Raw genomic sequence first — 13,790 nt, forward strand, 5'->3', positions numbered from 1 at the left:
ATCCAGCCGTAATCTTGGTCATGTGCGGCTCATCCGATGCGTGGGCGGGATCGTCGTCGACTCCGCCGGACGGCTCCTGCTCGTCCGGCGCGGGCGGCCTCCCGGGCAGGGGCTGTGGTCCCTTCCCGGCGGCCGGGTCGAGGCAGGTGAGACCGACGAGCAGGCGCTGCGGCGGGAGATGCGGGAGGAGACCGGCCTGGAGATCGAGGTCGGCCGCCTCGCCGGGACCGTCATCCGGCCAGGACCGGACGACGGCGTCGCCTACGAGATATACGACTACCTGGCGACGGCCGCCGGGGGCCGGCTGACCCCCGGGGACGACGCCGCGGACGCGCGGTGGTGCCCGCCGGCGGATCTCCTCCGGCTCCCGCTGACCCCCGGCCTGGCGGACGCCCTGACCGAGTGGGGGGTCATCGATCTCCCGTCGTGACCGTGCTCCGCCAGATCGTGAGGTGATCGTCGGCGTAGCCGGTCGACCTGCCGATCGCCACCACCCGGCTGCCGGACACGGCCACCGCGGCCAGGTACTGCGCGCCCGGACCGCCAAGCCCGTCCTGGGTCAGCGTCTGGCGGGCCCAGTCGACTCCGTCGCCGGAGACCCAGGCGGCGCTGTCGCCCTCGCCCCCGTCTCCGTGTGATCCGACCGCGACCACGCCGTCGCCCTGTCCGGTCGCCGTGACGTCGAGCACCACGGCCGCCTGCTCGGCGGGCAGATACCCGAACTCCCAGTGTGCGCCGTCGTCGGTGGAAAGCGCGGAGAACGGACGCACACCGTGCTTGGTCACCGCCGTGCCGACAGCCACGACGCCGTTCTCGGTGGTCACCACGTGCCGCAGTCCCGCGGAGCGGGCGTCCGGCGGGACGACGCCGCCACGCGAGGTCCAGTTGAGACCGTCGGAGGACACCCAGACCACGCCGGTCTCCCGGTCGGCCGTGCCGGATCCGCCGACCGCGACGAACCCCTGCGGTGTGGCGGCCACGTCGAAGATCCGTACGCCGGCGCCGCCTGCGGGCAGGCTGCCCGGCGCGGAGCGGGAGAAGCGCTTGAGGTCCGGGCTGAACCAGAGGGCCGGCAGCACGCCCGTGGCGCTGCGGTCCTCGCCGGCGAGCACGTAGCCGCCGCGCCCGGCGGCCACGACCCTTGGCGCGAGCAGGAAGTGGCCCTGGGGCACGTCGAGGACCGGCCCCGCCCGCCACGATCTGCCGTCCGCGGAGGTGACGAGCAGGGGCCGGGCCACGGCCGGATCGGTCGTCGTGCTGCCGACGGCGAGCCAGCCCTTCGGGCCGTGGGCCACGCCGCCGAGAGCCTGCCGTCCCTGCCCGCCGAGCAGGCGGGAGGCGGCGGCGTCGGTCCAGTTGGCCCCGTTGTTGCCGCTCGTCCAGATCGCGGCGTCGCCGTTGGCCGATCCGACCGCCACGAACGTGCCGCCCGCGAAGGACACGTCGGCGGTGTCCCTGGCCAGGCGGTTCAGCCCGGCGACGCGGTCGAGCGGAACGGCCCTGGCGGCCTGCCCCTTCCGCGCGGTCATGAGCACCGGGAGGTTCTCCACGTCGCCGGGCCCGCGCTTGTCGCCGGCCGCCACGAGCAGGCCCTCGTCGGTGATCGTCAGCCCGCGGAGCGTACCCGGGATCGAGCCCAGATCGGCGCTCCTGGTCCACGTGCGCCCGTCGTCGCTGACATAGACGGCGTACCGCTCCCAGCCCGACTCCACGACCGCGGCGACGCCGGCCGCCGACGAGGCCAGCCCGCGGACGCCTGCGCCCTCCGCGCCCAGCTTGCCGATGGCCCCGCACCGGCTCCAGGCGCCGCCGTCGGGTGAGCAGTAGACGGCCGCGTCCCCGGCCGGCGACTTCTGCCGGGTGGGGACCAGGAGGAAGCCCTTCTTCGCGACGCCGAGCGCTCCGGGCTCCGGCCGCACGCCGGCCAGGGCCGTGGCGGTGCGCAGCCAGCTGCGGCCTCCGTCGTCGGACCGCAGGATCACCGAGACCGAGTCGCCCGTGCTGGGATCGGCGAGCGCGACCACCCGGTCGCCCCTGGCCACCACCGCCCGCATGCCCCGGACCTTGTCCGGGGTGCCGATCTGGTCGGTGTCGACCCTCGTCCAGCCCCGGCCGTCGGGCGAGATCCAGGCCACGGGCCCGGCCGTGCCGTCCTTGAGAACGGTGACACCGACGGCGAGGAAGCCGCTCGACGTCCGCGCGAGATCGGTGATCCTGTCCTGGCTCCAGAAGGCGGTGAGCCGGTCGGGACCGACCGCCGTCCAGTCGAGTCCGTCCGAGGAGACCCACATGCCGCGTGAGGCCGGGCCGGCGGACCCCGGGGCGTCGGTGCCGACGGCGAGCCAGCGCCCGCCACCCCCGGTCACCCGGGCCACGGCGCCCGCCGTGGGCTCGTAGCCGGCCGGGCCGCCGACCCTGCCGAGCCGCCACCGCTCACCGCCGTCCGTGGAGACCAGGAACAACGGCCGCGGCGTGGGATCGGTGACATCGCTGCCCACCGCCACGATGGTCGAGCCCACCGAGGTCACGGCGTTGAGCACCTGGCTGGAGCCGTTGCCGGGCAGGCCGGGCGCGGTGAACGCCACGTCGCCCGACTGACCGTCGCCCGCGGCGAGCCGGAGCCCGCCGGACGAGGGCGTCCGGTTCCACTTCACGAACGCGACGCCCAGGACCGCGGCCAGGACGAGGACGACGGACACCACGACGGGCGTCACCAGCCTGCCGCCCAGACGTCCGGCCAGCGCCCCGGAGACGCTTCCGGACAGTATGCCCGTTCGGGGCCGCGAGGGGGCGATGCGCCGGTGGTGCCGGCCGCCTCCCGGCCGTGACGGGCCCACGGGCGCGCCCCCAGCGGGGGGCCGGCTGGCGGGCCGCCCGCCGGGGGGCCGGCCGATGCGCTCGACGGGCGGGACGGGGGCGCCGGGGCCGTCCTCATACGGGATCTCGCCGCCGAGATCCGGCTCCTCCGGCGGATCGTCCAGCCCGTGGCGGGACGTCGGCTCGGGCGGCGTGTGGACCGGCTGCGGGACGGGCGGAGCCGGAGACCACGAGTGCTCGCGTAACGGGCCCGACGGGGGCGTGTCGATCTCCGGAGCCCCGGGGCCGTCGGGGTTCTCCGTGGGTATGCGGGCGCGCGTGCGACGGGGCGGGCCGGACGCGACCAGCTTGTCCGGCCGGTCCACCAGCCGCCTCCGCCCGCCGCCCTCTCCCTGACGATCGCGCCCGGCGCTCTCGGCCGGCCGGCCTGCCGGCTGTTCTGGTTCGTCCGGCGCCATCGGCGACCTGGCACCCTCGCCGTGCCAGGTCTCCGGGCCCGCGGCGTCGCCCGCGGGAGAGGCCGGATCCGCCCGTGACGGCGCCTGTAAGGGCTCCTGGGGCGGTTCATGGGACCGTTCATGGGACGGTGGCTGCCCACGCCCGTGCCTCGGCGTGGGCGAGCCGTACGGCGACGCGTAGGGACGGCGTCCCGCCCTCGCGCCCCGGCCGGCCTCCGGCCCCGAATCGGGCCCCGAATCGCGCACGGACCCGGGCCGTGCCTCATGCGGGGACTCAGGCGCGGGCTCTGGCCGTGTCTCAGGTGGGGACCCGGAATGGGACTCCGGCGTGGGCTCGGGCCGGGGAGCCCAGGTGGCCTCTCCGCCCGGCCGGCTCTCGCCCTGCGGTCCCTCCTCCGGCGTGTCCGGCTCTTCGGGGACGGGGGCGGCGAACGGCGGCATCGCCCACGGGGAGGGGCCGGGCGGGGAGTGGTGCAGCCTCGGCGGGGGGCCCTGATCGGGGGACTCCCTGCCATGCGCGCTACCGCCGTGTGCGCCGCCGCCGTATGCACTACTGCCGCGCGCGTCGCCGGTCTCCCGCCGACGATCATGCTCGTGAGGGCCCGAGGCCACGCTCAGTACCTCCTCACCCGGGGAGCTAATCCGGACCGTTCCACCATCGGTACGGCAAAGCGGACGCGATCACTGTGATACCCCAACACCAATCCAGAGCAACACGGGAAAGCCCCGGGGACCAGACCTCTCTAGTCAGATTTATCGGGAGAGCGTCTGAATTGTCGCCTTTCGGGCGATTATTATGATTGCCACGCCGTAGACGGCGAACTGGACGGCCGTTCCCACGAGCGACTGCCACGGCAGCGACCCCTGTTCGAGCGCGCTTCCCGTTTCGCCGCTGGCCGCCACCAGCCCGAAGGCCATCAGGTTGTTCGTGGCGTGCAGGGCGATCGGCGCCTCCAGCCCGCCGGTCAGGATCGCCAGCCATCCCATCAGGATCCCGAAGCCGAAGACGTAGGCGATGCCCCAGTCCGTATACCCGTGCAGCGACGCGAAGGCGGCCGAGCCGATCAGGATCCCCGGCCAGGGAGTGCGCAAATAGGCCCCGAAGGACTGGATGATCCAGCCCCGGAAGGCGTACTCCTCCGCCGCGGACTGGAACGGCACCAGCACCAGGATGAGGATCATCGGCGGCAGGAACGCGTCCCATCCGGCCCAGCGATAGCCGGGGTCGGCCCCGGTGCCGAGCAGCGTCGCGGCCTCGGCGAGCTGCCCCAGAACGACGGCCGCCAGCGCCACGAGCAGGCAGACGCCCAGCCATTTCCAGCGCAGGTGGAACACCACCGACGACAGCGCCCCCGGTCTTCTCCTGATCGCCAGCGCGGCGACGAACACCAGCGGCAGCGCCAGCGCGATCACCCCGAGATGGAACCCGAGGTCGAGAAGGGGATCCTCGAAGAGGCGCGATCCCCTGGCCGACATGGGCGTGCCGAGCAGGATGGAGACCACTCCCGCGATCAGGCCGATCCCGGTGGACATCACCAGGAAGCCCACGATGATCAGGGCCGTGCCGACGATCGGCCGCCACCACCGGTGATACGGCGTGTCCGCGAGCCGGTCGTACCGGCTGCCGGGCGCGGGCGGCGCGGACCACGGACGCGGACGCGGCGGCTCCCAGCCGTACGGCGGCGGATACCGCCCGTACTGCCCGCTAAAGGGGCCGCCGTCATAGGGGCCGGGGCGTGCCGGGTGGCGCCCCCGCGGCCACTGACCACTCGCCCCTACGCCCGGCGGCGGCTCGGCCGACGACGGCGGCGGGTCGGGCTGTGGTTCGCTCATGTCTCCATTCTTCGCGCCCATGCGCGCGCGTTCCCTGGCTGCCCTCACCTTTTGCGGAGAAGTGCACCTTTCGGGGGCGCAGGAAGGGTCAAGGGGTGAACTCGGTCGTCCGGGACAGCCCGGCCGCACGGCCCTTCGCGGCCACCACCAGCGCCATCTTCCGCGACGCCTCGTCGATCATCTCGTCGCCGAGCATCACCGCGCCGCGCCGCTCCACGGTCGTGTAGTAGTCGTACGCGTCGAGGATCAGCTCGGCGTGGTCGTAATCCTCCTGTGACGGGGAGAACACCTCGTTCGCCGCCTCCACCTGCGTGGGATGGAGCACCCACTTGCCGTCGAAGCCGAGGGCCGCCGACCGCCGGGCGACCCGGCGGAACCCGTCCAGATCGCGGATCTGCAGGTAGGGCCCGTCGATGGCCTGGAGGCCGTGGGCTCGGGCGGCCATCAGGATCCGCATGAGGATGTAGTGATAGGCGTCGCCCTCTCCGTAGCCGGGCGGCTGCTCCCCCACGACCAGGGTCCGCATGCCGATCGAGGCCATGAAGTCGGCCGGGCCGAAGACCAGGGTCTCCAGCCGGGGCGACGACGCGGCGATCTCGTCGGCGGCGACCAGCCCGCGGGCGTCCTCGATCTGCGCCTCGATGCCGATCCGGCCCTCCGGCAGCCCGTTGGCCCGCTCGATCTGGCCGAGCAGCACGTCGAGCCAGGCGACGTCGGAGGCCCCGCGGACCTTCGGCAGCATGACGCAGTCGAGCCGGTCGCCTGCGCCCTCGACGACCTCGATGACGTCGCGGTACGTCCACCGGGTGGTCAGGTCGTTCACCCTGACGACCACCGTCCGCCCCGTCCAGTCGCCGTCCCTGAGCGCGGCGACGACGTTGGCGCGGGCCTCCTCCTTTGCCGCGGGCGCCACCGAGTCCTCCAGATCGAGGAAGACCTCGTCGGCCGCCAACGTCTGGGCCTTCTCCAGGAACCGGGGACTGCTGCCGGGCACCGCCAGGCACGATCGTCGAGCGCGCATGGTTCACACGCTAGCGAGGTACGGCGGCCCGCTCGTCCCGGTGGGGCGATCAGGCGGCGGCCCGCCCGGTGGTCCGGACCTGAGAGGCTGGACGGCATGAGCCTGCCGCTGATCGAAGAAGGCGCGAAGAAGTCCAACGTGCTGTGGCTCGTGCTGCCCTCCGGCCCGCGGCTTGCCTGGCACGTCTGGCACGACGGGGCGATCTGCCTGGTCACCGGCGGCGGGGAGCAGTCACTGCCGGGCCTGGCGGAGGCGGCGGAGGTCGAGGTCGTCCTCAGGAGCAAGGACAACGGCGCCGAGCTGGTCCGTTTTCCCGCCGCCGTCGAGGTGGTCGACCAGGCGTCCGCGCCCGACGTGGTGGCGGCCCTGGCCAGGGAGCGGCTGAACGCCCCTGACGCGGCCGGGCTGCCCGCCCGGTGGGCCGAGCGGTCGGCCGTCGTGCGGCTCGTGCCCCGCCCGGCCGTCTCCTCCTGACCCGTTCCCGCCGGCCAGTTCCCTCTGGCTCCGCTGGAGCACCCGGCCCGCCGGGGCTATCCGCGCGCCGTCTCCAGGACCACGGTCTCGGCCCGGGGCGCCGGCCGCGCCGTCGCGGTCTGGGCGAGGAGCGCCCCGGCCAGCACGACCACGCCGCCGCCGATCTGGGCCGGGCCGAGCCGCTCGCCCGCGAGCACCCAGGCGATCACGGCTCCGGCGATCACCTCGACGGAGGCCACGGTGGCTCCCACGGCCGCTGACAAGCGGCGCACGGCGGTCACTCCCGTGACGTACGCGATCACGGTGGCCACCGCCACCAGCCAGGCGGCGACCACGGCGACGGGCAGGGTGTGCCCGCCGACCGTCGCGACGCCTCCGAACGCCGCCCAGTCGATGCGCCACGGCGCGGAGATCGGCGTGAGCACCACGGCGGAGCCGATCAGCCCCCACCCGATCAGGCCGAGCGCGTCGACGTCGTCCCCGAAGGATTCACTCATCAGGAAATATCCGGCGCCGCAGGCCGCGGCGAGCAGCGCCAGGACGATGCCCAGCGCGTCCAGCCGCACGCCGTCCCAGATCTCGACCACGACGGCCAGGCCCGCGACCGCGACCACCGCGCCGAGGTACGCGGAGCGCGGCAGCCGTACGTGCCGGACGAACCGCACCCAGACCACCACCAGCACCGGCGAGGTGTACTCGACGAGCAGCGCCACCCCGACCGGAAGCCGGGTGATCGCCAGGAAGAACAGGCACTGCACGGCCGCCACGGCGACCACCGCGTACGCCGCGAAGAACCCCAGCCTGTCGCGCGGGATGCGCAGGGCCCGCGGGCGCACCACCGCGAGGAGCAGCAGCAGGAGCACCCCGGCCCCCGCCATGCGCACCCACGCCGCCTCCAGCGGGCTCAGCCCCGCCTGTCCGAGAAACTTCGCCATCGTCCCGGAGAAGCCGAAGCACAGCGCCGACAGGCCCGCGATCCCCAGACTCACCGCCCGCATGCCACCCACCCGTGTAATCACTCAAAGATGGCTTTGATCCTGTCACACCGGCCCCTCTCCACGCACCCGCAGCCGGGCGCTCATCGGTGTGCCGGTCACGCATGCGTACCCTGGCAGAGTGGATCGGATCTTCGTGGCCCGGCTGGCCGGGCTCGCGGTCTTCGATCCGGCCGGCGACCAGATCGGCCGGATCCGCGACGTCGTGGTCTCGCTGCGCGGGCCACTGCCGCCGCGCGTCCACGGGTTCGTGGTCGAGGTCCAGCCACGCAGACGGGTGTTCCTGCCGATCACCCGGATCACCAGCATCGAGGCCCGCGCGGCGATCTTCACCGGCAAGCTGAACATGCGCCGCTTCGAGCAGCGCGACACCGAGACGCTCGCGATCGGAGAGCTCCTCGACCTCGCCGTCGAGTTCAAGGGCGAACGGGTCACCGTGCAGGATCTCGCCCTGGAACAGCCACGCCCGTCCGACTGGCTGATCACCAAGGTCGCCGTACGACGCGGGTCGCGGCGCCGCGGTGAGACGCTGATCGTCGACTGGGACGAGGTCGGCGGCTTCGACGTGGTGCAGAAGGACCAGGGCGCGGCCAACCTGCTCGCGGCGTTCGCGACGGTGCGCCCCGCCGACCTGGCCAACATGCTGCACGAACTGCCCAGCAAGCGCATGGCGGAGGTGGCGGCTGCGCTCGACGACAACCGGCTCGCCGACGTCCTGGAGGAGCTGCCCGAGCGCGACCAGGTGCTCGTTCTCAGCCGGCTGCACCGCGAACGGGCCGCCGACGTGCTGGAGGAGATGAGCCCCGACGACGCGGCCGACCTGCTCCAGGAGCTCCCGGCCGAGCAGGCGGAGGGCCTGCTGCGCCTCATGATGCCGGAGGAGGCGGCGCCGGTCCGGCGGCTGCTGACCTACGGAGAGGACACGGCGGGCGGCATGATGACCAACGAGCCCGTGATCCTGCCACCCACGTCGACGGTCGCCGAGGCGCTCGCGCACATCCGGCAGCAGGAGCAGACCCCCGCCGTCGCCGCCCAGGTGTTCGTGGCCCGCCCGCCCACCGAGACGCCGACCGGCCGCTACCTCGGCGTCGCGCATTTCCAGCGGCTGCTCAGGGAGCCGCCCTCCACCCTGCTCGGCAGCGTGATAGACAACAGCGTGGACCCGATACGGCCGGAGCACACGGTTGCGGAGGTCGCGGCCTATCTCGCCACCTACAACCTGGTCGCGGTCCCCGTCGTCGACGAGCTCGGCCGCCTGCTCGGCGCCGTGACCGTGGACGACGTCCTCGACCACATGCTGCCGGAAGACTGGCGGGAGCGCCCGTGACAGAGCGTCTGGACCAGCCGCGCGAGCTCGCCCCGCGGCTGCGGCTCTACTACGACCCCGAGGCCTTCGGACGGCTCTCGGAGCGGATCGCGCGGTTCCTCGGCACGGCCCGCTTCATCGTCTACATGACGGTGTTCGTCGGGGTCTGGCTGCTCTGGAACACCTTCTCGCCGTACAAGTTCGACCCGTATCCGTTCATCTTCCTGACCCTGATGCTCTCGCTCCAGGCGTCGTACGCGGCCCCGCTGATCCTTCTGGCGCAGAACCGGCAGGCCGACCGCGACCGCATCCAGTACGAACAGGACCGCCTGGTGGCGGAGCGCAACCAGGCGGAGATCGAGTACCTCACCAGGGAGATCGCCGGCCTGCGCCTGGCGATCGGGGAGGTGGCGACGCGGGACTACATCCGCGCCGAGTTCCAGCGGCTCCAGGAGGAGCTCAGCTCCGCCGGTGAGTAGCGCGGCGCACCGGCGGGGGCACGGCCGCGCGACCCCGGCCCCGCCGTACCGGAACCCGATGTTCTGAGAACGTCCGCCGAGTCCATAGCATGGATTCATGGCACCATCCCCAGAATCGGTCATGGCCGCGCTGGCCACGGTCAACGATCCCGAGATCCGCCGGCCGATCACCGACCTCGACATGGTCAAAAGCGTCGACATCTCCCCCGAAGGGGTGGTGCGCGTCGACATCTATCTCACCGTCGCCGGCTGTCCGCTCAAGGACACCATCACCCGTGACGTGACCACGGCGGTGTCGCGGCTCGACGGCGTGAGCCGCGTCCAGGTCGTGCTGGACGTCATGAGCACCGAGCAGCGCAAGAGCCTGCAGACCAAGCTGCGGGGCGACCGCGGGCCGGAGAAGGAGGTGCCCTTCTCCAAGCCGGGCTCGCTGACGCGCGTCTTCGCGGTGGCCAGCGGCAAGGGCGGCGTCGGCAAGTCGTCGGTGACGGTCAACCTCGCCGCCGCGATGGCCGCGTCGGGCCTCAAGGTCGGCGTGGTGGACGCGGACATCTACGGCCACTCGGTGCCCCGCATGCTGGGCGTCAGCGAGCGGCCCACCAAGGTCGAAGACATGATCATGCCGCCGGTGGCGCATGACATCAAGGTCATCTCGGTCGGCATGTTCAAGCCGGAGGGCAACACCCCGGTCGTGTGGCGCGGGCCCATGCTCGACCGCGCGCTGTTCCAGTTCCTCACGGACGTCTTCTGGGGCGACCTCGACGTCCTGCTGCTCGACCTGCCTCCGGGCACCGGCGACATCGCCATCTCGGTGGCCCAGCGGGTGCCCACGGCGGAGATCCTCGTCGTCACGACGCCGCAGCAGGCGGCGGCCGAGGTCGCGGAGCGGGCGGGCTCGATCGCCGCGCAGACCCACCAGCAGATCGCCGGCGTCATCGAGAACATGGCGTGGCTGCCCTGCCCCCACTGCGACGAGCGTATCCAGGTCTTCGGCGAGGGCGGCGGCCAGACCGTGGCCGACGCCCTGACCCGCACTCTCGGATCACGCGTGCCGCTACTCGGGCAGGTGCCGATCGACATGCGCCTGCGCGAGGGCGGCGACGAGGGCAAGCCGCTGGTCCTCACCGACCCCGACGCGCCGGCCGCGGCGGAGTTGCGCCGCATCGCGGCCGGGCTGGGCAAGAGGTCCAACAGCCTCAAGGGGATGAAGCTCGACCTCTCCCCGGTCAAGCACTGACACCGGGCGGCCGGGCCGCGTCCCCCGCCGGAGCGGGCGCGGCCCGGTGAGCGCCTTCCGCGGCCCGATGCGGCCTAGGTCGCCTCGTTGTCGTACGGCGGGATCTCCCCGACGCCGAGCTCCGGCTGCGTGGAGACCGAGTCCGGCTTGTCCGACGGCTCGCTGTTCCAGTCCTTCTCAAGGTCGTCGAACAGGTGCTTGCGCACGAACGCCTTGGGATTGAGATCGGCCGGGTCGAAGTTGGAGAACTCCGGGCCGAGGTTGGCCTGCAGGTCTGCCTTGGCGCTGTTGGCCATCTGGCGCAGTTGCCGCAGCGTGCGCCCGGCCTGGGAGGCCGCCTGGGGCAGCTTCTCCGGGCCGAACACGAGCAAGGCGATCACGACCAGTGCCAGGAGCTCCGGCCAGCCCAGTCCGAACACCGTGATCTCCTTCCCAGGCAACGAACGGTTTCAGCCTAGTGCCCCAGCCCGCCGGTGCGAACGGGACATCCCCCACCGGTTAGGTCCAGATGTTCCCTCCCAGGTCAGGACGGGTGGTCGGTGGGAGCCGGGGCGGCGCCGACGGTGACCATCGCGGTCCGCAGCTGGCCGTCGTGCTGGAACCTGACGCTGACCTTGTCGCCCGGCGCCCGGCTGCGGATGGTCACGATCAGCTCCCTGCTGTCTCCCACCGGCTGGCCGCCGACCTCCAGGATGATGTCGCCGGGCCGCAGGCCCGCCCGGTCGGCGGGGCCTCCGGGGGTGACGGCGGCCGCCCCGCCCTCCGTACGCGTCGCGATCCGCACGCCCTGACCCTGGTAGCTCTGGTCGATGCTGATGCCGATGCGCGAGGTCCTGGCGGTGCCGGTGGCGACGAGTTCCTGCGCGATGCGGCGGACCTGGTTGACCGGGATCGCGAAGCCCAGGCCGATGCTGCCGGACTGCTGGCCGATCGCCGTCCCGCCGAGGGTGGCGATGGCGGAGTTGACCCCGATCACCTCTCCGGCCGTGTTGACCAGCGGGCCGCCCGAGTTTCCCGGATTGATCGCGGCGTCCGTCTGGATAGCGTTGATCAGGGCGTAGTCGGAGCCGGTCGTGCCGCCCGCCTCGACGGGACGGTTGAGGGAGCTGACGATGCCCGTCGTCACGGTGCCCCTGAGCCCGAGCGGCGACCCGACGGCGATCACCGGATCTCCGACGACCACGCCGTCCGAGTTGCCGAGGGGCAGCTCGGGCGCCCTGATCTCGCCGGACGGCTTGACCACGGCGATGTCCGAATTGGGATCGCGGCCGACGATGGAGGCCGGGATGGAGCTGCGGTCGTTGAACCTGACCCGGATGGCCCCGCCCTCCGCGGCGACCGCGACCACGTGGTTGTTGGTCACGATGTAGCCGCCCTTGATGACGAAGCCGGAGCCCGTCCCGGCCGACCCGCTGCCGCCCTTGACCTCCAGCGACACGACGCTCGGCAGCACCTTGGCGGCCACGCCCGCCACGGAGTCGGGCGGACGGGCGATCGGCTGGCTCGACGGCGTGCTCAGCGAGTATCCGGGATCGGTCCCCCCGGACGACCGCAGCAACAGGAACGTCCCCCAGCTCGCCACGCCGCCCGCGACCAGCGCGATGACCACCGCGAGAGCGGCGAACAGCCCCAGGTTGAGACCGCGCTGCTCCGGACCCGCGGGTGACCCGGGCGCGGGCCCGGCCTTCCAGCCGTCCGGGGGGACGGGACCGCTGAGCGAACCCCAGTTGGGCTCCTCCTGCGACGGAGACGGCACGGGCCGGTCCGACGGGTCGGAGGAGCCCGGGTGGTCGGTCATCGGGGCAGTCACTCCTCGTGCACGGCGTCATCCACGACACAGCGCCATCAGTCGTGCGCTCCGGCACCCGACGGCTGTGAGGTCCGATCGTATGCCGTATTCCACTGTCAGTGGGTAAGCCCCGGCGTGACTCTGTGTGATGGAGTCGGGGTCGGCGTCACGGTCGGGGCCGGGTTGTGCACCTGCGGAGGTACGAACATCGCGGGAGACGGAGTCTGCGGAGCGGACGCCCCGCCCACCATGAACATGGTGCCGATCGCGACGGCGGCCGAGGCGAAGCCCACGGCCACATATCCCACGCGCCGGGCCCGGCCGGGCCGCCCCGGACCCGATGACCCCGCCCCGCGGTCGCGCGGCCGGTTGTCGAGCGGCGCCGGATGCATTCCGGGCAGTCCGCCCGAGCCGAAGGCGGGGTGGTCGGGAAAGGGCCGCATCCGCGGCGGCAGCGGCCCTCCCGGCTCGGCCATGCGCAGCAGCGACATGGTCAGGTCCGCGGGCACCGCGGGCGGGTCCATCGACCGCAGGCGGCCCTTCAGCGCCCGCATGGCGTCGACCTCCGCCCGGCAGTCCGCGCAGAACGTCAGATGGGCGAGGGCCCGTTCCCTGTCGTTGTGGCCGAGCTCGCCGTCGATGAGCGCGGAGACGCGCTCGCCGAGATGACTCATAGTCCCTCCCTGCTGATTGAAGGGGGGGTTTGGTCGCCGTTCCGGTTAACGGAGGGCGCCCGGTGGTCCAATGCCTCCCGCAGCTGCGCGCGGCCGCGGTGGATGCGGCTGCGCACGGTGCCGAGCTTCACGCCGAGCGTCGCGGCGATCTCCTCGTAGGAGAGCCCCTCGATGTCGCAGAGCACCACCGCCGCACGGAACTCCGGCGCCAGCGCGTCGAGCGCGGCCTGGATGTCGGGCTCCAGATGCGCGTCGTCGTACGCCTGGGCGGGCGACGGCTCGCGGCCGTGCAGCCGCTCCGCCGCGTCGTCCCCGAGCCCCTCGAAGCGGATGCGCTGCCTGCGCCGCGCCATGTCGAGGAAGAGGTTGGTGGTGATCCGGTGCAGCCAGCCCTCGAACGTGCCGGGCGTATAGCTCGACAGGGACCGGAAGACACGGACGAAGACCTCCTGCGTGAGATCCTCGGCGTCGTGCACGTTGCCGGTCAGACGATACGCCAGCCGGTACACCCGCGCGGAATGCGTTCGGACGACCTCCTCCCAGGTGGGAGGCGTCCAGCCGGACACCGAAGTCTCCGCCTGGTGGTCGTGGTCGTCCACCGGCATTCCTCTCTGCAGGACCGTCGCTACAGCCATAGTGCCTGGTTTCGCCCCTTCCTGCGCACCGCGGGCCGAGCGGTCTTGAACAAAGACCGTTCAAAGCGTGCA

At 72.7% G+C, this 13,790-nt stretch carries 13 protein-coding genes; 5 read left to right on the plus strand and 8 right to left on the minus strand.

Translation table 11 applies throughout. The annotated features are described in order from the left end of the window. Positions 1-22 precede the first annotated feature (22 nt). Positions 23-430 (plus strand): NUDIX hydrolase, encoded by a 408-nt coding sequence (locus JOL79_RS35180; protein WP_210158901.1) that lies wholly within the window; start codon positions 23-25, stop codon positions 428-430. Here JOL79_RS35180 and JOL79_RS28050 read toward each other — a convergent pair. The 3 genes from JOL79_RS28050 to JOL79_RS28060 all read right to left on the minus strand — a co-directional run bounded on the left by JOL79_RS28050 (position 411) and on the right by JOL79_RS28060 (position 6,129). Beyond that, positions 411-3,182 (minus strand): hypothetical protein, encoded by a 2,772-nt coding sequence (locus JOL79_RS28050; protein WP_210158902.1) that lies wholly within the window; start codon positions 3,180-3,182, stop codon positions 411-413. The genes JOL79_RS35180 and JOL79_RS28050 overlap by 20 nt on opposite strands. 846 nt (positions 3,183-4,028) lie before the next feature. Beyond that, the gene (locus JOL79_RS28055; RefSeq protein ID WP_210158903.1) at positions 4,029-5,108 is read right to left on the minus strand and encodes a CPBP family intramembrane glutamic endopeptidase; all 1,080 of its coding nucleotides are present in this window, start codon (positions 5,106-5,108) and stop codon (positions 4,029-4,031) included. Positions 5,109-5,196: 88 nt separating this feature from the next. After that, entirely contained in the window at positions 5,197-6,129 is a 933-nt protein-coding gene (locus JOL79_RS28060) for an HpcH/HpaI aldolase/citrate lyase family protein (RefSeq protein WP_210158904.1), read from the minus strand. 96 nt (positions 6,130-6,225) lie between these two features. Between JOL79_RS28060 and JOL79_RS28065 the strand changes: the two genes are divergently transcribed. Beyond that, entirely contained in the window at positions 6,226-6,603 is a 378-nt protein-coding gene (locus JOL79_RS28065) for a hypothetical protein (protein ID WP_230985616.1), read from the plus strand. Between the two features lie 56 nt (positions 6,604-6,659). Here JOL79_RS28065 and JOL79_RS28070 read toward each other — a convergent pair whose 3' ends face one another. Further along, entirely contained in the window at positions 6,660-7,601 is a 942-nt protein-coding gene (locus JOL79_RS28070; protein WP_210158905.1) for an EamA family transporter, read from the minus strand. 118 nt (positions 7,602-7,719) lie between these two features. Between JOL79_RS28070 and JOL79_RS28075 the strand changes: the two genes are divergently transcribed. The 3 genes from JOL79_RS28075 to JOL79_RS28085 all read left to right on the plus strand — a co-directional run bounded on the left by JOL79_RS28075 (position 7,720) and on the right by JOL79_RS28085 (position 10,620). Beyond that, positions 7,720-8,925 carry a magnesium transporter MgtE N-terminal domain-containing protein gene (locus JOL79_RS28075; RefSeq protein WP_210158906.1) on the plus strand — a complete coding sequence of 402 codons (1,206 nt, stop codon included), beginning with the start codon at positions 7,720-7,722 and terminating at the stop codon, positions 8,923-8,925. After that, complete coding sequence (locus tag JOL79_RS28080; RefSeq protein WP_210158907.1) at positions 8,922-9,383, plus strand: DUF1003 domain-containing protein; 462 nt, start codon at positions 8,922-8,924, stop codon at positions 9,381-9,383. The genes JOL79_RS28075 and JOL79_RS28080 overlap by 4 nt, the downstream gene beginning before the upstream one ends. A gap of 97 nt (positions 9,384-9,480) precedes the next feature. After that, the gene (locus JOL79_RS28085) at positions 9,481-10,620 is read left to right on the plus strand and encodes an Mrp/NBP35 family ATP-binding protein (protein ID WP_210158908.1); all 1,140 of its coding nucleotides are present in this window, start codon (positions 9,481-9,483) and stop codon (positions 10,618-10,620) included. Between the two features lie 74 nt (positions 10,621-10,694). Here the strand turns inward: JOL79_RS28085 and JOL79_RS28090 are convergent, their stop codons facing one another. The 4 genes from JOL79_RS28090 to sigE all read right to left on the minus strand — a co-directional run bounded on the left by JOL79_RS28090 (position 10,695) and on the right by sigE (position 13,688). Further along, on the minus strand, positions 10,695-11,039 hold the full coding sequence (locus tag JOL79_RS28090; protein WP_210158909.1) for a sec-independent translocase: 345 nt from the start codon (positions 11,037-11,039) through the stop codon (positions 10,695-10,697). 104 nt (positions 11,040-11,143) lie between these two features. Then, entirely contained in the window at positions 11,144-12,418 is a 1,275-nt protein-coding gene (locus tag JOL79_RS28095; RefSeq protein WP_230985617.1) for a S1C family serine protease, read from the minus strand. 107 nt (positions 12,419-12,525) lie between these two features. After that, positions 12,526-13,083, minus strand: a complete 558-nt coding sequence (locus tag JOL79_RS28100) for an anti-sigma factor family protein (RefSeq protein ID WP_210158910.1) — start codon at positions 13,081-13,083, stop codon at positions 12,526-12,528. After that, positions 13,080-13,688: an RNA polymerase sigma factor SigE gene (sigE, locus tag JOL79_RS28105; RefSeq protein ID WP_210158945.1), complete on the minus strand. Its 609-nt coding sequence runs from the start codon at positions 13,686-13,688 to the stop codon at positions 13,080-13,082. The genes JOL79_RS28100 and sigE overlap by 4 nt, the downstream gene beginning before the upstream one ends. Positions 13,689-13,790: the final 102 nt, after the last annotated feature.

Origin of the sequence: Microbispora oryzae (assembly GCF_017896165.1) — a bacterium.
Lineage (GTDB): Bacteria > Actinomycetota > Actinomycetes > Streptosporangiales > Streptosporangiaceae > Microbispora > Microbispora oryzae.

Coding starts and splice junctions, on each gene's coding strand:
- JOL79_RS28100 (WP_210158910.1), bottom strand. CDS start 13,083: ATGAGTCATCTCGGCGAGCGCGTCTCCGCGCTCATCGACGGCGAGCTC.
- JOL79_RS28065 (WP_230985616.1), top strand. CDS start 6,226: ATGAGCCTGCCGCTGATCGAAGAAGGCGCGAAGAAGTCCAACGTGCTG.
- JOL79_RS28095 (WP_230985617.1), bottom strand. CDS start 12,418: ATGACCGACCACCCGGGCTCCTCCGACCCGTCGGACCGGCCCGTGCCG.
- sigE (WP_210158945.1), bottom strand. CDS start 13,688: ATGCCGGTGGACGACCACGACCACCAGGCGGAGACTTCGGTGTCCGGC.
- JOL79_RS28070 (WP_210158905.1), bottom strand. CDS start 7,601: ATGCGGGCGGTGAGTCTGGGGATCGCGGGCCTGTCGGCGCTGTGCTTC.
- JOL79_RS28055 (WP_210158903.1), bottom strand. CDS start 5,108: ATGAGCGAACCACAGCCCGACCCGCCGCCGTCGTCGGCCGAGCCGCCG.
- JOL79_RS28060 (WP_210158904.1), bottom strand. CDS start 6,129: ATGCGCGCTCGACGATCGTGCCTGGCGGTGCCCGGCAGCAGTCCCCGG.
- JOL79_RS28085 (WP_210158908.1), top strand. CDS start 9,481: ATGGCACCATCCCCAGAATCGGTCATGGCCGCGCTGGCCACGGTCAAC.